General features: G+C 70.4%; 21 protein-coding genes. 11 read left to right on the top strand and 10 right to left on the bottom strand.

Annotated features, from left to right (window positions below; genetic code table 11):
- The first annotated feature begins 73 nt into the window (after positions 1–73).
- The gene (locus KV100_RS12490; RefSeq protein ID WP_220343363.1) at positions 74–1,090 is read left to right on the top strand and encodes an NAD-dependent epimerase/dehydratase family protein; all 1,017 of its coding nucleotides are present in this window, start codon (positions 74–76) and stop codon (positions 1,088–1,090) included.
- Positions 1,091–1,118: 28 nt separating this feature from the next.
- Here KV100_RS12490 and KV100_RS12485 read toward each other — a convergent pair whose 3' ends face one another.
- Together KV100_RS12485 and mshA are read right to left on the bottom strand one after the other, a co-directional pair.
- A complete protein-coding gene (locus KV100_RS12485) occupies positions 1,119–1,652 on the bottom strand; it encodes a YbjN domain-containing protein (RefSeq protein WP_374226663.1) in 534 nt (177 codons plus the stop codon).
- 19 nt (positions 1,653–1,671) lie between these two features.
- Positions 1,672–2,913 (bottom strand): D-inositol-3-phosphate glycosyltransferase, encoded by a 1,242-nt coding sequence (mshA, locus tag KV100_RS12480; RefSeq protein WP_220343741.1) that lies wholly within the window; start codon positions 2,911–2,913, stop codon positions 1,672–1,674.
- Between the two features lie 111 nt (positions 2,914–3,024).
- Between mshA and KV100_RS12475 the strand changes: the two genes are divergently transcribed.
- The 3 genes from KV100_RS12475 to KV100_RS12465 all read left to right on the top strand — a co-directional run bounded on the left by KV100_RS12475 (position 3,025) and on the right by KV100_RS12465 (position 5,761).
- Positions 3,025–3,783 (top strand): SDR family NAD(P)-dependent oxidoreductase, encoded by a 759-nt coding sequence (locus KV100_RS12475; protein ID WP_220343362.1) that lies wholly within the window; start codon positions 3,025–3,027, stop codon positions 3,781–3,783.
- Between the two features lie 72 nt (positions 3,784–3,855).
- Positions 3,856–4,995 (top strand): acyl-CoA dehydrogenase family protein, encoded by a 1,140-nt coding sequence (locus KV100_RS12470; protein ID WP_220343361.1) that lies wholly within the window; start codon positions 3,856–3,858, stop codon positions 4,993–4,995.
- A gap of 7 nt (positions 4,996–5,002) precedes the next feature.
- On the top strand, positions 5,003–5,761 hold the full coding sequence (locus KV100_RS12465) for an SDR family NAD(P)-dependent oxidoreductase (RefSeq protein ID WP_220343360.1): 759 nt from the start codon (positions 5,003–5,005) through the stop codon (positions 5,759–5,761).
- On the opposite strand, the gene KV100_RS12460 is transcribed toward KV100_RS12465, so the two are convergent.
- Entirely contained in the window at positions 5,721–7,325 is a 1,605-nt protein-coding gene (locus tag KV100_RS12460; protein WP_220343359.1) for a DHA2 family efflux MFS transporter permease subunit, read from the bottom strand. The genes KV100_RS12465 and KV100_RS12460 overlap by 41 nt on opposite strands.
- 224 nt (positions 7,326–7,549) lie before the next feature.
- Between KV100_RS12460 and typA the strand changes: the two genes are divergently transcribed.
- A complete protein-coding gene (typA, locus tag KV100_RS12455) occupies positions 7,550–9,424 on the top strand; it encodes a translational GTPase TypA (RefSeq protein ID WP_220343358.1) in 1,875 nt (624 codons plus the stop codon).
- Positions 9,425–9,441: 17 nt separating this feature from the next.
- Here the strand turns inward: typA and KV100_RS12450 are convergent, their stop codons facing one another.
- Positions 9,442–10,167 (bottom strand): SDR family NAD(P)-dependent oxidoreductase, encoded by a 726-nt coding sequence (locus KV100_RS12450; protein ID WP_220343357.1) that lies wholly within the window; start codon positions 10,165–10,167, stop codon positions 9,442–9,444.
- 50 nt (positions 10,168–10,217) lie between these two features.
- Between KV100_RS12450 and KV100_RS12445 the strand changes: the two genes are divergently transcribed.
- Positions 10,218–10,763, top strand: coding sequence for a MarR family winged helix-turn-helix transcriptional regulator (locus KV100_RS12445; protein ID WP_220343356.1), 546 nt, complete (start codon positions 10,218–10,220; stop codon positions 10,761–10,763).
- Here the strand turns inward: KV100_RS12445 and KV100_RS12440 are convergent.
- The 4 genes from KV100_RS12440 to KV100_RS12425 all read right to left on the bottom strand — a co-directional run bounded on the left by KV100_RS12440 (position 10,760) and on the right by KV100_RS12425 (position 13,204).
- Entirely contained in the window at positions 10,760–11,389 is a 630-nt protein-coding gene (locus KV100_RS12440) for an alpha-ketoglutarate-dependent dioxygenase AlkB (protein WP_220343355.1), read from the bottom strand. The genes KV100_RS12445 and KV100_RS12440 overlap by 4 nt on opposite strands.
- 69 nt (positions 11,390–11,458) lie before the next feature.
- The gene (locus KV100_RS12435) at positions 11,459–11,746 is read right to left on the bottom strand and encodes a DUF2516 family protein (RefSeq protein WP_220343354.1); all 288 of its coding nucleotides are present in this window, start codon (positions 11,744–11,746) and stop codon (positions 11,459–11,461) included.
- A gap of 61 nt (positions 11,747–11,807) precedes the next feature.
- On the bottom strand, positions 11,808–12,788 hold the full coding sequence (locus tag KV100_RS12430; RefSeq protein WP_220343353.1) for a hypothetical protein: 981 nt from the start codon (positions 12,786–12,788) through the stop codon (positions 11,808–11,810).
- On the bottom strand, positions 12,785–13,204 hold the full coding sequence (locus KV100_RS12425; RefSeq protein ID WP_220343352.1) for a helix-turn-helix domain-containing protein: 420 nt from the start codon (positions 13,202–13,204) through the stop codon (positions 12,785–12,787). Before KV100_RS12425 ends, KV100_RS12430 begins: the two co-directional genes overlap by 4 nt.
- 85 nt (positions 13,205–13,289) lie before the next feature.
- On the opposite strand from KV100_RS12425, the gene cysC reads away from it, so the two are divergent.
- From cysC to KV100_RS12400, 5 genes are read left to right on the top strand one after another with little or no spacing between them, the layout of a single operon-like run.
- Complete coding sequence (cysC, locus tag KV100_RS12420) at positions 13,290–14,450, top strand: adenylyl-sulfate kinase (protein ID WP_220343351.1); 1,161 nt, start codon at positions 13,290–13,292, stop codon at positions 14,448–14,450.
- Positions 14,447–15,403, top strand: coding sequence for a sulfite exporter TauE/SafE family protein (locus KV100_RS12415; RefSeq protein WP_220343350.1), 957 nt, complete (start codon positions 14,447–14,449; stop codon positions 15,401–15,403). Before cysC ends, KV100_RS12415 begins: the two co-directional genes overlap by 4 nt.
- Positions 15,400–16,071, top strand: a complete 672-nt coding sequence (locus KV100_RS12410) for a lysoplasmalogenase (RefSeq protein WP_220343349.1) — start codon at positions 15,400–15,402, stop codon at positions 16,069–16,071. The genes KV100_RS12415 and KV100_RS12410 overlap by 4 nt, the downstream gene beginning before the upstream one ends.
- A 49-nt stretch (positions 16,072–16,120) precedes the next feature.
- Positions 16,121–17,032, top strand: a complete 912-nt coding sequence (gene cysD / locus KV100_RS12405) for a sulfate adenylyltransferase subunit CysD (protein ID WP_220343348.1) — start codon at positions 16,121–16,123, stop codon at positions 17,030–17,032.
- Entirely contained in the window at positions 17,032–18,321 is a 1,290-nt protein-coding gene (locus KV100_RS12400; RefSeq protein ID WP_255559655.1) for a sulfate adenylyltransferase subunit 1, read from the top strand. Before cysD ends, KV100_RS12400 begins: the two co-directional genes overlap by 1 nt.
- An 84-nt stretch (positions 18,322–18,405) precedes the next feature.
- Here KV100_RS12400 and manA read toward each other — a convergent pair whose 3' ends face one another.
- Together manA and KV100_RS12390 are read right to left on the bottom strand one after the other, a co-directional pair.
- Positions 18,406–19,551 carry a mannose-6-phosphate isomerase, class I gene (gene manA, locus KV100_RS12395; protein ID WP_220343347.1) on the bottom strand — a complete coding sequence of 382 codons (1,146 nt, stop codon included), beginning with the start codon at positions 19,549–19,551 and terminating at the stop codon, positions 18,406–18,408.
- Between the two features lie 3 nt (positions 19,552–19,554).
- A complete protein-coding gene (locus KV100_RS12390) occupies positions 19,555–21,330 on the bottom strand; it encodes a DEAD/DEAH box helicase (RefSeq protein WP_220343346.1) in 1,776 nt (591 codons plus the stop codon).
- Positions 21,331–21,394: the final 64 nt, after the last annotated feature.

Here is a 21,394-nt window from a genome sequence, read left to right as displayed (position 1 = left end):
ACCCTAGCGACGACGGCTCCGCCCTGAGCGGAAGACCTTGCCGCCCGGGCGCGCGATCGGCCAGGCTCGAGACATGCGCCTGCTCATCCTCGGAGGGACCCACCACGTCGGCCGCGCCGCCGTCGAGGCCGCGCTGGCCCGTGGCCACGACGTCACCACCGTGACCCGGGGCACCAGCGGATCGCCCGCGCGGGGTGCCGACGCCCGGTACGCCGACCGCCGCGACGCCCGAGCCTTCGCCGACGCGCTCGCCGGTGAGACGTGGGACGCCGTCCTCGACACCTGGTCGGACGAGCCGAGCGTGGTGCGTGACTCCGCACGGCTGTTGGCCGATCGCGTGTCGCACTACGGCTACGTCTCCAGCCGGTCGGTCTACGCCTGGCCGCTCGTGCCGGGGGCCGACGAGAGTGCTCCTGTCGTCGACGGCGATCCCGACGCCACCACCGCCGACGACTACGGGGCGGCGAAGCGAGGCGCCGAGCTTGCGGTCCTCGACGCGTTCGGCGACCGTGCGCTGCTGGCGCGGGCGGGGCTGGTGATCGGCCCGTACGAGGTCGTCGGCCGCCTTCCCTGGTGGCTGCGGCGAGTCGCTGCGGGCGGGGACGTGCTCGCTCCCGGCCCGGGCGAGCGACCGCTCCAGTACGTGGACGGACGGGACCTCGCGGGGTGGATGCTCGACCGCGCCGAGACAGCCGGCCGGGGCGGCGAGGGTGGAGGCACGTACAACGTGGTCAGCCCTCCCGGGCACACCACGACGCGTGAGCTGCTCGAGTCGTGCCTGGCCGTGACGGTGGCGGACGCGACCCTCGTCTGGGTGCCGGCCGAGGTGCTCCTGGAGGAGGGTGTCACCGGATGGGTGGACCTACCGATCTGGGTGCCCCCGACCGGGGAGCTGGCCGGGCTGCACGACGGTGACATTTCGGCTGCCCACGCGGCCGGGCTGCGGTGCCGGCCGGTCGAGGAGACGGTCGCGGACACCTGGACGTGGTTGCGAGCCGAGGGTCCGACGGCGTCGCCTCACCCCGAGCGCCAGCCTGCGGGGATCGACGCGGAGACCGAGGCGCGGATCCTCGCGCGGGTGCGGGGCTGAGCGGGCCTGAACGGGCCGCACGGCACCGTCAGCCCTGGGCCGAGTCCTTCTCGAGCAGATGACGGAACGCCTCCAGGTTGCGCGTCGACTCGCCGCGCGAGAGCCGCCACTCCCACTCCTTGCGGATCGAGCTGGCGAACCCGAGCTCGAGGATCATGTTGAACGAGTCGTCGGCGTAGGTGAGCACCGATCCGAGGACGCGGTCGACCTCGTCCTCGGTGATGGCGTGCAGCGGGAGGCGGCCGTCGAGATAGATGTCGCCCGCGCTGTCGACGGCGAACGCCACGGCGTACATCCGCAGGTTGCGCTCGAGGAGCCAGCGGTAGACGGCCTCGTGGTTCTCGTCGGGGCGACGCGCGACGAAGGCGTGGATGCCGAGTGCGTGGTCACCGACCTCGAGACGGCAGGTGGTCTGGAGCTTGCGGACGCCGGGCAGCGTGACCTCGAAGACACCCGGCCGGAACTCCGTGTGCTCGAGCTCGGCTGCTGCCAGAGCGCTCCTGATCGTCGCGGCGACCGCCCATGGCGCGCCGTGCTCGTCCGGCTCCGTACGACCGTCCACGGCGTCCCCTTTCGCTGCGTTACTGACCGACGGCGGTCGGCAACGGCAGAGGCTGGCCGACCGCGTCCTCGTAGACCGCGAGCGTACGCTCGGCCGTCACGTCCCAGCCGAAGCGCCGCGCGTGGTGCACGGCGGCCTCCCGCATCGAGGCGTGCAGTCCCGACTGGTCGAGGACCTGGGCGAACGCCGCCGCGTAGTCGACCGGCTCGTGCCCGTCGACCAGCAGCCCGGTCACACCGTCGTGGACGGCGGTCGTCAGACCACCGACCTTGGCCGCCACCACCGGGGTGCCGCACGCCTGCGCCTCGATCGCGACCAGGCCGAAGGACTCGTTGTGCGAGGGGACGCAGACGATCGACGCCGCGGCGTACCAGAGCGCGAGCCGGTCCTGCGCGACCGGCGGGACGAACCGGACGCGGTCGGAGATGCCGAGTGCGGCAGCGAGCTCGAGGAGGACGGTCGGCCGGTCGATCCCGCTGCCGGAGGGCCCTCCCACCACCGCGACGACGGTGCGGTCGCGACGAGCGCCCGCCATCAGGTGCGCGGCGGCCTCGAGCACGACGTCGGGGGCCTTGAGCGGCTGGATACGGCCGGCGAACAGGATGACGTCGGCGTCCTGCGGCAGGCCCAGGGCCACCCGTGCCGCGACCCTGTCGGTCGGCCGGAAGCGGTCGAGGTCGACGCCGGGATGGACGACCGAGACCCGCTGCGGGTCGGCGGCGTACCGCGTGACCAGCTGGTCGCGCTCGTCGGCGGTGTTGGCGATCAGCCGGTCGGCGGAGGCGACGAGCTGCTCCTCCCCTGCCACCCGACCGGCCGGCTCGACGAGGTCGCCGACCGCGAGGTTGGCGTTCTTGACCTTGGCCATCGTGTGCATCGAGTGGACCAGCGGGACACCCCACCGGTCGGCGGCGACCTGCCCCACCTGGCCGGACAGCCAGTAGTGCGAGTGCACGACGTCGAACCACCCGGCCGGCCGCGTGGCCTCGGCGCGCAGGACGTCGCGGGCGAACGTGCACAGCTGGGCCGGGAGGTCCTCCTTGGGAAGCCCTTCGAACGGACCCGCCGGCACGTGGCGGACCGTGACGCCCGGGAGCGCCTCTGTGACCGGAGGCTGCTCGGAGGACGTCGCCCGGGTGAAGATCTCCACCTCCACCGAGCGGGCAGCCAGCTGACGCGCCAGCTCCATCACGTACACGTTCATGCCGCCGGCATCGCCGTTGCCGGGCTGCTCGAGCGGCGACGTGTGCGCCGACACCATGGCGACACGACGGACGTGGAGGGCTGTCACGCCTCCATCCTAGGCAGGCGTTCCAGGCCCCGAGCGGGACTCCCCGCACCGTCGGAAGCCCCCCGTGGCAGCATCTGAGGCATGCAGGAGAGCACCGCCGAGAACCGGCGCACCGCGGTCGTGACCGGAGCGAGCAGTGGGATCGGAGCCGCCACCGCTCGGCGTCTGGCCGCCGACGGCTTCCACGTGCTCTGCGCGGCCCGCCGCGCCGACCGGGTCGAGGCGCTGGCCAATGAGATCGGCGGCACCGCAGTCGTGTGCGACGTCACCGACCAGGCGTCGGTCGACGCGCTGGCCGCAGCGGTCGGTCCCGAGCTGGCCGTCCTGGTCAACAACGCCGGTGGCGCCGTCGGCCAGGAGCCGATCGAACGGACCAGCCCCGAGGCGTGGCAGCAGATGTACGACTCCAACGTCATCGGCACGCTGCGGGTGACCAAGGCCCTCCTCCCCGCACTGCGCGCCAGCGGCGCGGGCACCGTCCTCAATGTCGGATCGATCGCCGGCCACCTCGCGTACGAAGGGGGCGCCGGATACACGGCGGCCAAGCACGGTGTCGCGATGATCACCGAGACGCTGCGCCTCGAGCTCAACGGCGAGCCGGTCCGGGTCACGGAGATCGCGCCGGGGATGGTGCACACCGACGAGTTCTCTCTCGTCCGCTTCGGCGGCGACCAGGCGCGGGCCGAGGCCGTCTACGAGGGGGTCGCGGAGCCCTTGACCGCCGACGACGTGGCCGACGCGATCAGCTGGATGGTCACGCGCCCGCAGCACGTCAACATCGACCTCATGGTCATCAAGCCGATCGCGCAGGCGGCGCCGTGGAAGGTCTCACGCACCTGAGCCGGTGACGCGAGGAGCCCCTCGTAGGCTTCTCGTACGCGCCAACGCCGTCGCGACCCCGAGAGAGGTGCCATGCCCGTCGAGCGACTGATGCCGAGCGAGGAGTCCGAGGACCTCATCGCTCTGACCCGAGCGATCGTCGACAAGGAGCTCCGTCCCCGGGTGGACCAGGCCGAGCGCACCGCGACCTTCCCCCGCGAGGTCTTCCGGACGCTCGGACAGGCCGGCCTGCTGGGCCTGCCGTACCCCGAGGAGTACGGCGGCAGCGGGCAGCCGTACGAGGTCTACCTGCAGGTGGTCGAGGAGATCGCCACCGCGTGGGCGTCGGTCGGTGTCGGGACCAGCGTGCACGCACTCTCGTGCTTCGGGCTGTTCACCGCGGGCACCGACGAGCAGAAGGCACGGTGGCTCCCGGACATGCTCGGCGGCGACCTGCTCGGCGCCTACTGCCTCTCAGAGGCGCACGCCGGCTCGGACCCGGCAGCGATGCGCACCCGCGCGGTGCGCCACGGCGACGAGTACGTCATCGACGGCGCGAAGGCGTGGACCACCCACGGGGGCGAGGCCGACTTCTACAAGGTCATGGCCCGGACCTCCGAGGGCGGTCGCGGGATCTCCTGCTTCCTCGTGCCCGCAGACACGCCAGGGCTGTCGGTCGACAACCCCGAGGACAAGATGGGCCTCATGGGCTCGACCACCGCGACGATGCTCTTCGACGGAGTCCGCGTCCCGGTCGAGCGCCGCCTCGGCGCCGAGGGTCAGGGACTTCCGATCGCGCTGGCCGGGCTGGACTCGGGCCGCCTCGGGATCGCCGCGGTGGCGACCGGCGTTGCGCAGGGCGCGCTCGACGTCGCGCTGGCGTACGCGCGAGAGCGCGAGACCTTCGGCAAGCCGATCATCGAGCACCAGGGCCTGGCCTTCCTCCTCGCCGACATGGCGGCCGCCGTCGAGTCGGCCCGCGCGACGTACCTCGCCGCAGCGAGGCTCAAGGACGCTGGGCGCCCGTTCCGCACGCAGGCGTCGATCGCGAAGCTCGTCGCCACCGACAACGCGATGAAGGTGACCACCGACGCCGTCCAGGTGCTCGGCGGCGCCGGCTACACCAAGGACTTCCCCGTCGAGCGCTACATGCGCGAGGTCAAAGTCATGCAGATCTTCGAGGGGACCAACCAGATCCAGCGGCTCGTCATCGGCCGCGACCTCGCACGCTAGGAGAGACATGGACCTCGTCAACACCGCCGCCGTCGTCACCGGTGGAGCCTCGGGCCTCGGTGCCGCCACCGTGGCTGCCCTCGCTGAGCGCGGCGCCACGGTCTTTGCCCTGGACCTCGCGGGCTCGATCGAGAACGCCCCTGCGGTGGAGGGCGTCACGTACGTCGAGACCGACGTCACCGACCCCGCCTCGGTACGCAACGCGGTGACCGCCGCGACCTCCGGCGGCGCCCCGCTGCGGACGGTCGTGAGCTGCGCAGGGATCGGCCCCTCGGCGCGGATCCTCTCCAAGCGCGGCCCGCACGACCTCGACCTCTTTGCCAAGGTCGTCCAGGTCAACCTCGTCGGTTCCTTCAACGTGATGACCGTCGCCGCCGAGGCGATCGCGGCCACGGAGGCCGACGAGGACGGCCAGCGCGGGGTCATCGTCAACACCGCGTCGATCGCCGCGTACGACGGTCAGATCGGCCAGGCGGCGTACGCGGCGTCCAAGGGCGGCATCGTCGGGCTGACGTTGCCCGCCGCGCGTGACCTGGCGCAGTACGGGATCCGGGTCTGCACCGTCGCCCCGGGCATCGTCGACACCCCGATGCTCGCGACCGTGTCGGACGAGTTCCGCGCCGGTCTCGCCGCCGGCGTGCCGTTCCCGCAGCGGCTCGCGAGGCCGTCGGAGTTCGCCGACCTGGTGACGATGATCGTGGAGCACGACTATCTGAACGGCGAGGTCATTCGGATGGACGGAGCCCTGCGGATGGCTCCTCGCTGACCGCCGCCGAGTCCGCGGGGGTCTCCGCGCCCTCTGGGCCCACCGGGGTCTCCGCGGGACGACGCCGTGGCAGGAACGCCACCGGGATCAGCGCGAGCAGCAAGAGCACCCAGGCGACCCAGAAGGTCTGCGCGAACGCCTCACCGGCGTCGGCGAGGACCGCGTCCACGGCGGCCTGACCACCCAGCTGCGGGATGATCTCCGGGTTCTGCCAGGAGCCCACCACGGCGTACCAGATGCGCTGTGTCGGCAGCCAGGCCGTCAGCAGGACCGACATCACGGCGACGCCGACCGAGCTCGCGATCTGCTGGTTGATGTTGATGAGTGTCGTCCCGCGCGCGACCTCCTGGTGGGAGAGCGTCTTGAGGGCCGAGGTGAACACCGGCATCATCGTCGCGCCCATGCCGAGACCCATCACGAACAGCGCGGCGATGATCTTCCAGTAGGCGGTCTCCGAGGTGATCTGAGTCAAGGGGAACAACCCCACGAGGATCCCCAGGAACCCGAACGGGACGATCCGCCCCACCGGGATCCGGTCGACGAGCCGGCCGGCGATCGGCATCGTGAGCATCGCGCCGATGCCCTGCGGCGCGACCAGGAGACCGGCGTCGAGCGTCGACTCCCCGCGGACCTGCTGGAAGTAGGTCGGGACCAGCAGCAGGCTCCCGAAGAACGCCGCCACGAACAGGAACATCACGATCACCGAGATGGTGAGGTTGCGGTGTCTGAACAGCCGGAGGTCGAGCAGCGGGTGCTTCGGGCGGAACGAGTGCCGGACGAAGGCCAGCATGAGGGCCGCGCCGACGACCATCGGGATCCAGACCCGCGTATCGGCGACCGTCCCCTTCTCCGGGATCGAGGAGACGCCGAACAGGAACAGCGCGAGCCCGGGCGACAGCAGCAGCATGCCGAGGAAGTCGAACGACTCCGACGGCTCCGGCCGGTCTCCCGGCAGGGCGAACCACGCGTAGACGAGCGTCGCCGCTCCGATCGGGAGGTTGATCAAGAAGATCCAGTGCCAGCTCGCGTGCTCGATGAGCCAGCCGCCGACGATGGGGCCGAGGATCGGACCCAGGAGCATCGGGATGCCGAGGATCGCCATCAACCGACCCATGCGGTGCGGGCCGGCGGCACGGGTCAGGATCGTCATCCCGAGGGGCATGATCATGCCGCCGCCGAGGCCCTGGAGGACCCGGAAGGCGATCAGGGTGTTGATGTCCTGAGCAGCCGCGCAGAGCACCGAGCCCGCGGTGAAGAGGGCGATGGCGGCGATGAAGAGCCTCTTGGTGCCGAACCGGTCGGCCGCCCACCCGGTCAGCGGGATCACGGTCGCCAGAGCGAGGGTGTAGGCAGTGACGGTCCACGCGACGTGCGAGTACGCGAGCGGGTCGGCCGCCGAGCCGAACTCTTGCTGGAACGTCGGCAGGGCGACGTTGACCACCGTGATGTCGAGGATCGACATGATCACCCCGAGGATCACCACTCCGGCGATCTTGAGGACCGCGGCGTCGATGTTCTCCGGGTAGTCGGGCGTCTGCGAGGTCGAGCGCTGCGTGTCGGTCATGTGGTCTGCCTTCCGTGACAGGTCGGCACCCCCCGGTGTCGCACCGTCCACAGTGACCCCTGGCACCGACAGATGTCATCGGAATTTGCGGAGAGCGAACACGAGAGCCACGTCACACCGGGCCGGATGGAGCGACCGTTGTGCCCCTCTCGGTAAGATGGACGATGCTCCGCGCCGTGCGTACTGTCCGGCGCCTCTCCCACGCAAGGACCGAACGCCAGCGCATGCCCATTCGCTCTGACCTCCGCAACGTCGCCATCGTCGCGCACGTCGACCATGGCAAGACCACTCTCGTCGACGCGATGCTCCAGCAGCAGGGCACCTTCGACGAGCACCACCAGCTGGCAGAGCGCGCGATGGACTCCGGTGACCTCGAGCGCGAGAAGGGCATCACGATCCTCGCCAAGAACACCGCGGTGGAGTACGCCGGCCCGGGCGCGCCCGAGGGTGGCGTCACCATCAACATCATCGACACCCCGGGGCACGCCGACTTCGGTGGCGAGGTCGAGCGCGGGCTCTCCATGGTCGACGGCGTGGTCCTCCTCGTCGACGCCTCCGAGGGTCCGCTGCCGCAGACCCGCTTCGTGCTCCGCAAGGCGCTGCACGCCAAGATGCCGGTCGTCCTCGTCGTCAACAAGGTCGACCGTCCCGACGCCCGCATCAGCGAGGTCGTCGAGGAGGCGTACGAGCTGTTCATGGACCTGCTCGACGACTCCACCGATACCGAGGCGCTCGACTTCCCCGTCGTGTACGCGTCGGCGAAGGCCGGACGCGCCTCGCTCACCCAGCCCTCGGACGGCGGTCTGCCCGACAGCGAGGATCTTGCCCCGCTGTTCCAGACGATCCTCGACACCGTCCCCGCCCCGACCTACACCGAGGGCGCCCCTCTCCAGGCGCACGTCACCAACCTGGACGCCTCGCCGTTCCTCGGCCGTCTCGCGCTGATCCGCGTCCACGAGGGCACGCTGCGCAAGGGCACTCAGGTCGCGTGGTGCAAGCGCGACGGCTCCGTCGACCGGGTGAAGATCACCGAGCTGCTCCGGACCCAGGAGCTCGAGCGTGTCCCCGCCGAGGAGGCGAACCCCGGTGACATCGTCGCCGTCGCCGGTATCCCGGAGATCATGATCGGTGAGACGCTCGCCGATCCGGACGACCCGAAGCCGCTCCCCCTCATCCAGATCGACGAGCCGGCGATCTCGATGACGATCGGCACGAACACCTCGCCGCTCGCCGGTCGCGAGAAGGGCACCAAGGTCACCGCTCGCCTCGTCAAGGACCGCCTCGAGCGTGAGCTGGTCGGCAACGTGTCGATCAAGGTGCTCCCGACCGAGCGCCCGGATGCCTGGGAGGTCCAGGGCCGTGGCGAGCTGGCGCTGGCGATCCTCGTGGAGCAGATGCGCCGCGAGGGTTTCGAGCTCACCGTGGGCAAGCCCGAGGTCGTCACCCGCATCGTGGACGGCAAGGTCCACGAGCCCGTCGAGCGGCTGACGATCGACTGCCCTGAGGAGTACCTCGGCACCGTCACGCAGCTCCTCGCCGTCCGCAAGGGCCGCATGGAGCAGATGACGAACCACGGCACCGGCTGGGTCCGCATGGAGTTCCTGGTCCCGGCGCGCGGCCTGATCGGCTTCCGTACGGAGTTCCTCACCGACACCCGCGGCACCGGCATCGCGCACCACGTCTTCGAGGGGTACGAGCCGTGGCTCGGCGAGATCTCGACGCGCCCGAGCGGATCGCTCGTCGCGGACCGCGCCGGTGCGGCTTCGGCGTACGCGATGACGAGCCTGCAGGAGCGCGGCGTGATGTTCGTCGACCCGACGACCGAGGTCTACGAGGGCATGATCGTCGGCGAGAACAGCCGCGAAGACGACATGGACGTGAACATCACCAAGGAGAAGAAGCAGACCAACGTCCGCTCCGCCACCTCCGACAACTTCGAGAAGCTGATCCCGCCGCGCAAGCTGTCGCTGGAGCAGAGCCTGGAGTTCTGCCGTGAGGACGAGTGCGTCGAGGTCACGCCGTCGAACGTCCGGATCCGCAAGGTGATCCTGGACGCCGGCGAGCGCGCCCGGTCGAAGCGCCGCGGCCCCAAGGGCTGAGGCTCTGACGCTCCACGTCAACGGGTGGTGAATGCACCCCCGTTGACGTGGACCGTCTGGCCCGTGATGTGGCGAGCGCCGGCCGAGGCGAGGAAGAGCACGGTCTCCGCGACGTCGGCGGGCAGCCCCGCACGCTTGTCGTGCGTGGCGTTGACGAGCGCCGCGTGGCGCTGCGGTGTGAGCCGACCTTTGAAGTAGCCCGTGTCCTCGATGTAGCCCGGGGACACGCAGTTGACGGTGATGCCCCGCGGGCCCACCTCCCGTGAAAGGCCTGCCGTCCATGCCTGGACAGCCGCCTTCGCGACCCCGTACGAGGTGCTGGCGTACTCCGCGCCGATCGACCCGACGTTGACGACCGCACCGCCTGGACGCATCTCGCCGAGGACGGCGGTCGTCACGAGCACGGTGCTCCGCAGATTGGTGTCGAGGTTCGTCCGCCAGGCGTCGGCGACGTCGTCGAGCCTGGGGTGATCCACACCCTGCCGGTCGAAGTCGGCGTTGCCACCCGACATGTTCACCAGCACGTCGACCGAGCCGCCGACGTCACGGACGAGCGTCTCGACCTCCTCCGGCCGCGTGGGGTCGCAGACGACCGGACGAGCGCCTGACCTCTCGACCGACGCGACGAGCCGCCCTTCGTCCCGCCCTGTGACGACGACCCGGTCACCGATCTCGACGCAGCGTCGCGCCAGCTCCTGTCCGATCCCTCCAGATCCCCCGGTGATCAGCACGTCTCGTGGCATCCGCTGTCCTTCCTCGCTATGTTTAGACCTAAACATAGCGAGGAGCAGCCATGAGCGAAACCGGGGAATCGCCCCTGGACGATGTGGGTCCACTGTCGGCGGAGGAGATCGCCCGAGCATGGGAGCGCGAGCTCCCTGGCGTCGCCACCTCGTCGATCCTCCTGCTCACCCCGCTCTGGCGGGTGGCCAAGCTGCTGGCCGACCAACGTCGACGGACGCTCCGAACCCTCGGCATGGACGCCGGCACCCTGGACCTCGTGAGCACGCTGCGACGGTCAGGGCCGCCGTACTCGCTCACGACGCGACAGCTCGGCGAGCAGTCCCTCGTCACGGCAGGGGCGATCTCGCAGCGAGTCGCACGCGCCGAGGAGGACGGACTCGTCATCCGCGAGCCGTCGGCCGCGGCACGGCGGGCCGTCGCCGTCACACTCACGTCGGCCGGGCACGCCGAGGTGGAGCGCGTCGTCGCCTCGCTGCTGGCACACGAGGAACGCATCCTCGAACGTCTCACGCCCGCTCAGCGCGCAGCCCTGGAGGACGGTCTCGCCTCCCTGCTCGACGACCTGCTCGGCGACGACCCCACCGAGCCCGCCTAACCGACGCCCCGTGGCCTGAGCTGGACGCTGATGCGCGGCCCGACGGGCTTCGACGTCTTGGGGATCGCGTGCTCCCAGGTGCGCTGACACGACCCACCCATCACCAGCAGGTCGCCCGACCCGAGGGTGAAGGACAAGGAGCTGCCGCCACCACGCGGTCGCAGCGCGAGCCTCCGGGGCGACCCGAGGGACAAGATCGCCACCATCGTGTCCTGCGTACGACTGCGACCGATGCGATCGCCATGCCAGGCGACGGAGTCGCGGCCGTCGCGATAGAGGCACAGCCCGGCCGTCGCGAAACGCCCCCCGAGCTCCGTCTCGTAGTGGTCGCCGAGCCGCTCACGGGCCTCGTCGAGGGCCGGGTGCGGCCAGGCGCTGCGCTCACCGAACCACGCCAGGAGCCGAGGCACCGCGACGACGCGTTCGTACATCTCACGCTCGTCAGCACGCCACGAGACGGTGTCGTGGAGATGCGCGAAGAGGTCGTCGGCGCCGTCCACCCAGTGAGGGCGGACGTCGACCCAGGCGCCGTCCGCCAGGTCGTGGCGCACAACCTGACCCTTGAGCGGACCCAGCGTGGGCTCGTCGGCGGAGTCGAAGAGCGAGCCCTGGAACTGCACGGACATGGCCCCAGCGTACGCCAACCGTCGAACACGTGTTCGACGGTGGCGTCGTACGGCGGGTCTCGCCGCCCCTCAGCGTCCGCTGACCTGCTGGAGCGCGGGACGCGCGTCGGCCAGATAGACGAGAGCCGCCACGATCCCGGCGAGGTTGAGGATGCCGATGGGCTGCCAGATCAGCAGGTTCGCCACGAGGGCCAGCGCGAGCAGGATGACCCAGAACGGCTTGGTCTGCTTGTCGGCCGCAACGAAGGCCTGCGGCGAGCGCGAGACCGCGTCGACAACGGCGAACCCCTTGGCCGCGATCATCAGCACGGTGATGATCAGCTCGACGAGGCTCTGGACGGCGAAGAGATCGAACACCCCCCGAGCGTAGCCCGTCGGAGCGCGTTGCCGTCAGCCGTGGACGCGCTCCGACGACACGTCAGCGACCGTCGCCGGCCGTCCCCGGGCCGGCCGGAGTCGACGGCGCCGCCCTCTTGACCGGCGTCTTCGTGGCAGCCGACGGCGTCGACGGCGCCTTCTTCGCCGTGGAGGACTTCTTGGCGGGGACCTTCTTCGTCGGGGAGGCCGTCGCGGGCGCGGCCGGCGCCGTCTCGGCTGCCGCCTTCTTGGCGGAGGCGGACTTCTTGGCCGTCGGTGCCTTCTTGACCGCCGGGGACTTCTTTGCCGCGGCCTTCGCGGCCGTCGTCGCGGTCGGCGTCGACGAGGCCTTCTTCGCGGTCGGCGTCGTCTTCTTCGCCGGGGACTTCTTTGCCGTGGGCGTCGTCTTCTTCGCCGCGGGCTTCTTCGCCACCGGCGTCTTCTTCGCCGTCGACGTCTTCTTGGTTGTCGACGTCTTCTTGGTTGTCGACGTCTTCTTGGCCGCGGGAGCCTTCTTGGCCGCGGGAGCCTTCTTGACGGCCGGCGCCTTCGTGGCCGACGCCGCCGCAGCGGCGGCGGTCGGGGCGTCACTCGCCTTCGTGGCCATCGGCGTCTCGCTGGTCACCGTGGCCTTGGACGCACGCTCGGGCGCACCGTCGGTCTGCGCGCCCTTCTTGCCCAAGGGCGAGCCGGAGGCGACGTCGGCAGCCGCGTTGCGGGCCACAGCGGCCAGCATGACGACGAGCTCCTTGACGTCGTCGGCGATGTCCTCGAGCTTGTGCTCGATCCGGTCCTCGAGGTCGTCGAAGATCTCCTCGACGTCGACGTCCTTCAGGCGGCCCATCGTGTCGAAGTAGAGCGCGCCGGCCTGGCCCGGGAGGGCCCTGGCATCGGCCTCGATCCTCTTCTGCACGTCATCGAGGTCGAGCTCGCCGAGCTGCGCGAGGAGCGACGCCGCTGCGGACTGCGCCTGCCCGACGAAGGCCAGCGCCTGGAGGGGAAGGCCCATGACGGTCTTGGTGATGGTGTCCTGGATGCTCATGATGGGGTCTCCTGGGTCTTGGTTCGGTCGGTCCCGTCGTCTGGCGCGGCCGACGTCGTCGGCGAGTCGCCGACGAACGAGCGGTAGATCTCGAGCAGCGCTCGGCGCTGAGGCTCCTCGAGCCGAGGATCGGTCGCGATCGCCGCCTCGACACCTCCGCCGCTCACGGAGTCGTCGGGGTCGAGCAGCCCTGCCTGCACGTAGACCGACTCGGCCGAGATGGCGAGGGCCTTCGCGATCTGCTGGAGCACCTCGGCCGAGGGCCTGCGCAGTCCACGCTCGATCTGGCTCAGATACGGGTTCGAGACGCCGGTGAGGTCCGCGAGCTGCCGCAGCGACAGCTGCGCCTGGCGACGCTGCTCACGCAGGTAGCCGCCCAGGTCCTCCACGGTCTTGCCGACACTGATCCTTGCCACCCTTCCATCGTGCTTGCAAGAGCAAGCAGATGCAAATGCCCGGCGTCGATGATGGGTCCCGATGCCGCGTGAAACAATCGCCGTCGTGAGTGACGCGCAGTGGACCCCCGACGCACGGGAGCTCGCCGATCTCGAGCTCGTTCTGCTCGGTGCGTGGCCTGCCGACCGCCGGCTCGACGTCGCGGTCCCGGACGAGGTCCACGGACCCGTCGAGCTTCTCGATCCCGAAGGCCTTCCCCTGGCGACCTACGACCGGGAGTCGCGCACCGTTCGAGCCCTGGCCCGTCCGACCTACGGCGCCTTCCGCCGGCTGCACCTCGCTCCCGCCGACGTCCGTGCCGAGCACCCGCACGCGATCGCCGTCCTCGTCGAGCAGCCTCTGACCGTCGACGACGTCGAGGCGGTCGTCGACGCCGAGGAGCGGACCGGACGCCGCGCCGTGCTGATCGTCCGCACCGGCCCCGACCCGCGCCGTACGCTCACGGCACCCGCACTGGTGAGAGCCGCACTCGCCGCCCTCCCGGACCGTCCGGTCGTGGCGGTGGCGCTGGCCCGTCGGCCCGAGCCGACCGACGACGCCGACCTCACCGCCGCCGTCCTCCGCGCCTACGCCGACGAGGTGCTCGCCGTCACGGGCACAGGTCGGCTGACCGACCGGGTCGCTGCCATCGTCTCCGCCGACCAGCCGCCGTTGGACGAGCGAGGCCTCGTCGTCTTCTTCACCGGCCTCTCGGGCTCAGGCAAGTCGACGATCGCCCGGGCCCTGTACGACCTGGTTCTCGAGGACGGTCGTCGTACCGTCACCAGCCTCGACGGGGACGTCGTGCGCCACCACCTCAGCAAGGGTCTCGGCTTCTCCAAGCAGGACCGCGAGACCAACATCGCGCGCATCGGCTGGGTGGCTGCCGAGATCGCGCGCCACCGCGGCGTCGCGATCTGCTCACCGATCGCTCCGTTCGACGCCACGCGCAAGCAGGTACGTGCCATGGTCGAGGAGGCCGGTGGCTCGTTCGCGCTCGTCCACGTCGCGACACCGCTCGAGGAGTGCGAGCGTCGCGACCGCAAGGGCCTGTACGCCAAGGCCCGTGCCGGAGCCATCCCGGAGTTCACCGGCATCTCCTCCCCGTACGAGGTGCCGGACGACGCGCTCGTCTCGGTCGACACCACCGGCCGGACCGTCCCCGACGTCCTCGACGAGGTGGTGGGCGCACTCGTCGCCGCCGGTCTGTGGGACGGCCGCGCATGACCGACATCGTCACCTACGGCGCGCTGTCGATCCTCGCTGTGAGCTTCGGGGTCGGCATCGTCGTCGGCCTCACCGGGATGGGCGGCGGAGCCCTGATGACGCCCGCGCTCATCTTCCTCGGGATCAACCCCACGGCGGCGGTCGCGAACGATCTCGTCGCCGCCTCCGTCAACAAGTCGGTCGGAGCCGCCGTGCACGCGCGCGAAGGCTCGCCCAACTGGAGGCTGGCCGGCTGGCTCATGCTCGGCTCGGTCCCCACGGCCGCCGCGGGCGCCTTCATCATCGAGGCGGTCGGGGGCGCGGGCGACCAGACGGCGTTCGTCAAGACGGCGATCGGCGCCGCGCTCGTCCTCACCGCGGCGACCTACACGCTGCGCTCCTTCCTCAACGTCCGGGCCGTCCGTCAGGGCCGCCCGGCGTCCACCGACGACCCCACGCTGCGGCCGGTCCCGACGGTGCTCGTCGGCGCCGTGGGCGGGCTCCTGGTCGGCGTGACCTCCGTCGGCTCCGGCTCGTTGATCATGGTCTCGCTGCTGCTGCTCTATCCGGCACTCACCGCCGTACGCCTCGTCGGGACCGACCTGGTCCAGGCCGTGCCGCTGGTCCTCTCCGCCGCGATCACGCACGTCCTGATCACCGGGGTCGACCTCGAGGTGCTGGTGCCGCTGATCCTCGGAGGAACGCCCGGCACCTATGTCGGCGCGCGCATCGCCAACCGCGTCCCCCAGGGCATCGTCCGCCGCGGCATCGTCGTCGTGCTGACACTGACGGGCCTGACCCTGCTCGGTGTCGACCCGGTCGCGGTCGGTCTCATCGCGGCGGGGATGGTGATCCTCGGGCCGATCGCCTGGGCGCTGCTCCGTGACCGCATCGGCGTGCCCGAGGGCGTCGACCTCTTCGCCGAGAAGCGCGACGTCGACCGGGCTCGCCGTACGAACGAGGAGACTCGATGATCCTGTACCTGGCGCTGGGCGCCGTCCATCTCGCCCTGGTGGCGGTCGACGACGGTCTGGCCACCTCGGTGACCAAGGCCCTGCTGATGCCCGCGCTCGCCCTGTGGGTCTACCGTGCCGGCGGTCCGCGGCTGCTCCTCGCGGCGCTCGCGTTCTCCTGGGTCGGCGATGTCGCGCTCGAGGTCGACGGGCTGTTCGTCCTCGGGATGGCGGGCTTCGGCGCCGCTCACGTCTGCTACGTGACCTGGTTCGTCCGCCAGGGCGCCCTGCGCGGCCTGCGACGGCGCTGGTGGGTCCCCATCGCGGGTCTCGCCGCCTGGGCGGCGGCGATCGGAGTGCTGTGGGGCCCGCTCGGCGAGGAGGAGCCGGCGCTACGGATCCCGATCGTGGTCTACTCGCTGCTCCTCACCGCCACCGCCGTCACAGCGTTCGGCATCAGCCGCGCGGCCGGCGTCGGTGGTGCGCTGTTCCTTCTCTCGGACACCCTGATCGCCATGGGTCTCGCCGACGTCGCGCGGCCCGAGCCCGCCGGCGTCTGGATCATGCTGACCTACCTCGCGGGCCAGCTCTTGCTCGCCGTCGGTATCGTCCGTCACGACCGCCCGAAGGGCGTCCGCGGCCAGGATGCGGCGCCGTTCTCGGTGAGGGAGGAGCGGTCGGTAGGATGATTTCTTCGCTCCGCGATCGAAACCCCCAGGAACGACGGGAGAACCCCTGGTGACCCCCATGCATGACTACCGGCTGAGCCAGCTCGACCAGCTGGAGGCCGAGTCGATCCACATCTTCCGCGAGGTCGCGGCGGAGTTCGAGAAGCCCGTGCTGCTGTTCTCCGGCGGCAAGGACTCCATCGTGATGCTCCGTCTCGCCGAGAAGGCCTTCTACCCGGCCCGGATCCCGTTCCCCGTGATGCAGGTCGACACCGGGTTCGACTTCCCCGAGGTCCTGGAGACCCGTGACCACTGGGTCGAGCGGTTGTCCCTGCGGATGATCGTCGCCTCGGTCGATCAGGCCATCGCCGACGGCGTCGTCGTGGAGGACGGCAAGACCAGCCGCAACCGCCTCCAGATCGGCACGCTGCTCCACGCCATCGAGGAGAACGGCTTCACGGCCGCGTTCGGCGGTGGCCGCCGCGACGAGGAGAAGGCCCGCGCCAAGGAGCGCGTCTACTCCCACCGCGACGAGTTCGGCCAGTGGGACCCCAAGAACCAGCGTCCCGAGCTCTGGAGCCTCTACAACGGGCGCATCTCCGAGGGCGAGCACATGCGGATCTTCCCGCTGTCCAACTGGACCGAGCTCGACGTCTGGCACTACATCCACCGCGAGAAGATCGAGATCCCGTCGATCTACTTCTCGCACAAGCGCGAGGTCGTCGAGCGCGACGGCATGCTGCTGTCGGCCGGCGACCACCTCACGCTCAAGGGCAGCGAGGCCGCCGAGGAGCGCCTCGTACGCTTCCGCACGGTCGGCGACATGACGCTCACGGGCTGCGTGGAGTCGGCGGCCGCGACCACCGCCGAGATCATCGACGAGATCGCCATCGCCCGTGTGACCGAGCGCGGCGCGACGCGCGGCGACGACCGCTTCAGCGAGGCAGCCATGGAAGACCGCAAGAAGGAGGGCTACTTCTGATGGCCGCCACCGTCACCGAGACCCCCGAGACTTCCCTCCCCCGCATGGACCTCCTGCGTTTCGCCACCGCAGGCTCCGTCGACGACGGCAAGTCGACGCTGATCGGGCGCCTCCTTCTCGACTCCAAGGCGATCTTCGAGGACCAGCTCGAGGCGGTCGAGCGCACCTCGCAGGACAAGGGCTACGACTACACCGACCTCGCGCTGCTCACCGACGGCCTGCGCTCCGAGCGCGAGCAGGGCATCACGATCGACGTGGCCTACCGCTACTTCGCGACCCCGCGGCGCAAGTTCATCATCGCCGACACCCCGGGCCACGTTCAGTACACCCGCAACATGGTCACCGGCGCCTCGACCGCCGACCTCGGCCTGGTGCTCGTCGACGCCCGCACCGGCCTGACCGAGCAGAGCCGTCGTCACGCGGTCATCCTCTCGCTGCTTCGCGTCCCCCACCTGGTCCTCGCGGTCAACAAGATGGACCTCGTCGACTACGACCAGACCGTGTACGAGAAGATCCGCGACGAGTTCGACACGTTCGCGGCCAAGCTCGCGATCCCCGACCTGACGGTGATCCCGATCTCGGCGCTCCAGGGCGACAACGTCGTCAAGCGTAGCGACAAGATGCCCTGGTACCAGGGGACGTCGCTTCTCCACCACCTCGAGAACGTGCACGTGTCCTCCGACCGTGACCTCGTCGACACCCGGTTCCCCGTGCAGTACGTCGTGCGTCCCAAGTCCGACGAGTTCCACGACTACCGGGGCTACGCCGGCCAGGTCGCCGGCGGTGTGCTCAAGCCGGGCGACCAGGTCCAGGTGCTCCCGAGCGGGTTCACGACGACCATCGAGGCGATCGACCTCTTCGACCAGCCGGTCGCCGAGGCTTTCCCCCCGATGTCGGTGACGGTCCGTCTCTCCGACGACCTCGACGTGTCGCGAGGCGACATGATCTGCCGCCCGCAGAACGCTCCGACGCCCACGCAGGACATCGACGCGATGATCTGCTGGATGACCAACACCCCGCTGCGCCCGCGTCAGAAGCTCGCGATCAAGCACACGACCCGCAGCGCACGCGCCATGGTCAAGGAGGTCCAGTACCGCCTCGACATCAACACGCTGCACCGTGACCTGGAGACCGGAGAGCTCGGTCTCAACGAGATCGGCCGCGTCAAGCTGCGCACCACGGCACCGCTGTTCGCCGACCCGTACGAGAAGAACCGCACGACCGGTTCGTTCATCCTGATCGACGAGGCCACGGGCATCACCGTCGGTGCGGGGATGATCAACGGCTGACGGCGACCGCCGCACGGGCGAAGGCCCGGCCAGGAGAGATCCTGGCCGGGCCTTCGTCGTGTCGCGGGGTGTCGTCCGATCAACTCACGGGGCGTAGGCCTGGACGACGGTGCCCGTCCCCCGGACGTGCACGGCACCGGCGTCGTCCGGCACGAACGCCGACCGAGCGGGCGTCAGCGTCAGGGAACCGCTGGTGGCCTCCGCGGTCACGGTGCCGTCGACGCACAGGACGATGCGCGGACCCGTCCCCGGGAGCAGCGTCTCTGCCGTGCCGTCGACCGTCGCCACGGCGAGGGCGAACTCGTCGACCTCGGGGGCGAAGAGGCGAACGCCCGCCTCCTCCTTGGGGGTGAGGACGTGGGCCTCGGCCATGCCCATCCGGACGCAGTCGACGAGCGCCTGCGGCTCGATGTGCTTGGTCGTCAGCCCGGCACGGAGGACGTTGTCGGAGCCGGCCATCACCTCGACGCACGTCCCGCTGAGATAGGCGTGCAGCACGCCGACCTCGACGAACGCTGCCTCCCCGGGCGCCAGGCGGACCCGGTTGAGCAGCGCGGCGACGACGAGGCCGGGATCACCAGGGTGGTGCTGGGCGAGCTCGGAGACGGTCTCGTAGGCACGTCGACGGTCGAGACCTGCGGCGTACTTCTCCTGACACTCCGCGACGAAGACGTCGAGCTCCTCGGCCGCCGGGCCCATCCAGGGGGACAGCAACCGCCCCACCATGCGGACCAGACCCGGGAAGCCGGGGTCGGCGCCGAGCTCGTCGTTGAGGCGGCGGGCGAGGGGCGACTCGAGCCCTTCGAGCACGTGCCAGACCTCGGCGGTCGGGCGGAACGCGATCAAACCCTCGAACGGGGTCAGCGCATAGACCATCTCGGGCTTGTGGTACGGGTCCTTGAAGACGCGGTGCGGAGCATCCAGCGCGACACCGCGCTCGTTCTCGCGGGCGAAACCTCGCTCGGCCATGACGGCCTCGGGATGGACCTGCAACGAGAGGGGCTTGTCGATCGCCAGGATCTTCAAGAGGTACGGGAGGGGCCGCCCGACGACCTCGCTGAGCGGGACGGCGGCGCCGCCCTCGACGGCGACCGTCGACTGGCCGAGGGGATGGGTGCCCATCCAGAGCTCGGCCCACGGGCTGCCGTCAGGCTCTTCGCCCAGCATCCTCGGGAGGACGGTGGGCGATCCCCAGTCGTAGTGCTGGACGACGGTGCCAAGAGCGTGCATCGCCTACCCCTTGCGTCGTGGCGTCCTGGCCGAGCGTACTGGTCCCTTGCCCGCGCTGTCCCAGGATCGACCACCACCGCTGCGACGGCCCCCGCCGCTGCCACCGGCGTGGCCGCGTGCGCCTCGGTCGCGCTCGAGGTTGATCAGCTCTCCGCCGATCCGCGTCCGGCTCAGTGCGCTCTCGGCGCCGCTGGGCAGCGGGTCGGGCAGCTCCACCAACGAGTGGTCGAAGCGGATCGAGATGTTGCCGAAGTCGGACCGGCCGAGCCCGCCCTCGTTGGCCAGCGCGCCCATGATCGACTTCGGGGTAGCGCGCTGACGCTTGCCGACGGCGAGCCGGTAGACGGCCATGCCGTCCGGCGTCGGCCGCTGGGGCCGCTCCGGGCGCTCGCTGCGGTCAGCTCGGTCGCGTCCTCGGTCGCGTTCGCTCAGGACGATGTCGTCCTTGGCGTCGAGCAGGAACGACCGTCCCTCGTGGGCGCGGACGGCGAGTGCCGCCGCGACGTCGAGCGGGTCCACTCCGGTGGACGCGGCGTACTTGCCCACGAGCCCGCGGAAGAGGTGCACGTCCTTGGTCGCGAGGGCGTCGGTGATCGCCTCCTCGAACTGCTCGACCCGGCGGGCGTTGACCTGCTCGGCGGTCGGGATGTCCATCGGCGTCACCGGCTGACCGGTGGTGCGCTCGATGACACCCAGGAGGCGACGCTCGCGCGGGGTGACGAAGAGGACGGCGTCACCGCTGCGGCCAGCACGACCCGTACGACCGATCCGGTGCACGTACGCCTCGGGGTCGTGCGGGATGTCGTAGTTGATGACGTGGCTCACGCGGTCGACGTCGAGGCCGCGGGCCGCGACGTCGGTCGCCACGAGGATGTCGAGCGAGCCGTTCTTGAGCGCGTTGACGGCACGTTCACGCTGCGCCTGCACCAGGTCGCCGTTGATGGCCTGCGCCGTGTGGCCGTACGCCCGCAGCTGCTCGGCGAGCTCCTCGGTCACCTGCTTGGTCCGGACGAAGACGATGACGCCCTCGTGCGGCTCGACCTCGAGGAAGCGGGCGAGAGCGTCCAGCTTGCGGAAGTGCGGGACCAGCAGCCAGCGCTGGCGCACGTTCTTGGCGGTGACCGTCTTGGCCTTGACCCTCACCTCGATGGGATCCTTGAGGTACTGGTTGGCCAGACGGCGGATCGTCGACGGCATCGTGGCCGAGAACAGCGCCACCTGCTTCGTCGTGGGCGTGTCGCGCAGGATCCGCTCGACGTCCTCGGCGAAGCCCATCTTGAGCATCTCGTCGGCCTCGTCGAGGACGAGGTAGGAGATGGTCGTCAGGTCGAGGCGGCCGCGCTCGAGGTGGTCGATCACGCGACCGGGCGTGCCGACGACGACGTGCGCGCCCTTGCGGAGCGCGGCGAGCTGCTCGGTGTAGCCCGCCCCACCGTAGACGGGGACGACGTTGAGGCCGGGCAGGTGCTTGGCGTACGACGCGAACGCCTCGGAGACCTGGAGCGCCAGCTCACGGGTCGGGGCCAGCACGAGTGCCTGCGTGTCGCGTCGGGACACGTCGATGCCGGACAGGATCGGCAGCGCGAAGGCAGCGGTCTTGCCGGTGCCGGTCTGCGCCATGCCGATGATGTCGCGGCCGGCGAGCAGCGGGGGGATCGCCTCGGCCTGGATGGGGGACGGCGATTCGTAGCCGACGTCAGCAAGGGCGCGGACCAGCCGCTCGTCGTCGAGAAGGTCAGCAAAAGAAGGGTGCGCATCGAGTGGCGCGGATTCAGTCATAGCCAATCAAGTCTATGGGCCGGGCACGCCGGACCACGAATCGGGCGGGTGTGATATCGGACGT

The organism is Mumia sp. zg.B21 (assembly GCF_019550855.1).
In the GTDB taxonomy this organism is placed as follows: domain Bacteria; phylum Actinomycetota; class Actinomycetes; order Propionibacteriales; family Nocardioidaceae; genus Mumia.
This window is presented reverse-complemented; position numbering and strand designations above follow the sequence as displayed.

What these genes read in the sequence shown, in the direction of transcription:
- KV100_RS12390 (WP_220343346.1), bottom strand. Translation starts at nt 21,330, where the DNA reads ATGACTGAATCCGCGCCACTCGATGCGCACCCTTCTTTTGCTGACCTT.
- KV100_RS12490 (WP_220343363.1), top strand. Translation starts at nt 74, where the DNA reads ATGCGCCTGCTCATCCTCGGAGGGACCCACCACGTCGGCCGCGCCGCC.
- KV100_RS12440 (WP_220343355.1), bottom strand. Translation starts at nt 11,389, where the DNA reads ATGTCCGTGCAGTTCCAGGGCTCGCTCTTCGACTCCGCCGACGAGCCC.
- KV100_RS12470 (WP_220343361.1), top strand. Translation starts at nt 3,856, where the DNA reads ATGCCCGTCGAGCGACTGATGCCGAGCGAGGAGTCCGAGGACCTCATC.
- KV100_RS12475 (WP_220343362.1), top strand. Translation starts at nt 3,025, where the DNA reads ATGCAGGAGAGCACCGCCGAGAACCGGCGCACCGCGGTCGTGACCGGA.
- KV100_RS12415 (WP_220343350.1), top strand. Translation starts at nt 14,447, where the DNA reads ATGACCGACATCGTCACCTACGGCGCGCTGTCGATCCTCGCTGTGAGC.
- KV100_RS12445 (WP_220343356.1), top strand. Translation starts at nt 10,218, where the DNA reads ATGAGCGAAACCGGGGAATCGCCCCTGGACGATGTGGGTCCACTGTCG.
- KV100_RS12450 (WP_220343357.1), bottom strand. Translation starts at nt 10,167, where the DNA reads ATGCCACGAGACGTGCTGATCACCGGGGGATCTGGAGGGATCGGACAG.
- typA (WP_220343358.1), top strand. Translation starts at nt 7,550, where the DNA reads ATGCCCATTCGCTCTGACCTCCGCAACGTCGCCATCGTCGCGCACGTC.
- mshA (WP_220343741.1), bottom strand. Translation starts at nt 2,913, where the DNA reads ATGGTGTCGGCGCACACGTCGCCGCTCGAGCAGCCCGGCAACGGCGAT.
- KV100_RS12400 (WP_255559655.1), top strand. Translation starts at nt 17,032, where the DNA reads ATGGCCGCCACCGTCACCGAGACCCCCGAGACTTCCCTCCCCCGCATG.
- KV100_RS12430 (WP_220343353.1), bottom strand. Translation starts at nt 12,788, where the DNA reads ATGAGCATCCAGGACACCATCACCAAGACCGTCATGGGCCTTCCCCTC.
- KV100_RS12410 (WP_220343349.1), top strand. Translation starts at nt 15,400, where the DNA reads ATGATCCTGTACCTGGCGCTGGGCGCCGTCCATCTCGCCCTGGTGGCG.
- KV100_RS12460 (WP_220343359.1), bottom strand. Translation starts at nt 7,325, where the DNA reads ATGACCGACACGCAGCGCTCGACCTCGCAGACGCCCGACTACCCGGAG.
- manA (WP_220343347.1), bottom strand. Translation starts at nt 19,551, where the DNA reads ATGCACGCTCTTGGCACCGTCGTCCAGCACTACGACTGGGGATCGCCC.
- KV100_RS12465 (WP_220343360.1), top strand. Translation starts at nt 5,003, where the DNA reads ATGGACCTCGTCAACACCGCCGCCGTCGTCACCGGTGGAGCCTCGGGC.